The 341-nt window shown below is 69.2% G+C and carries 1 protein-coding gene; it reads right to left on the reverse strand.

What is annotated here, in order from left to right:
- Positions 1-322: acyl-CoA synthetase family protein (locus IF11_RS37515; protein ID WP_211266776.1), on the reverse strand; the 322-nt coding region annotated here is incomplete at its 3' end.
- Positions 323-341: the final 19 nt, after the last annotated feature.

Here is a 341-nt window from a genome sequence, read left to right on the forward strand (position 1 = left end):
CACCCGGCATAGCCTGACGGGTCTGCTCCAGCAGACCGGCAGGGAACGCCTCACCCGCCAGCACCACCAGATCCGCCGAGACATCCCTCTCCTGCCCCAGCACCCCCGCGAAGGCCGACGGCACCGCCGAGACCAGCGACCCCGACCACGACTCCCGCTCCGTCAACGTCAGCACATCCCGAACGACCTCCACCGTCCCACCAGCGGCCAACGTCCCGAAAAGCTCGAAGACCGACACATCAAAGTTCAGCGACGTCGAGAACAGCGTCCGCGAGAAGCGTCCCTCCCCCAGCCCCACCGCCCAGCGCACCAGCCCGGCCATCGCCCCATGCGGCACCACC

Origin of the sequence: Streptomyces scopuliridis RB72 (genome assembly GCF_000718095.1) — a bacterium.
Classification (GTDB): domain Bacteria; phylum Actinomycetota; class Actinomycetes; order Streptomycetales; family Streptomycetaceae; genus Streptomyces; species Streptomyces scopuliridis.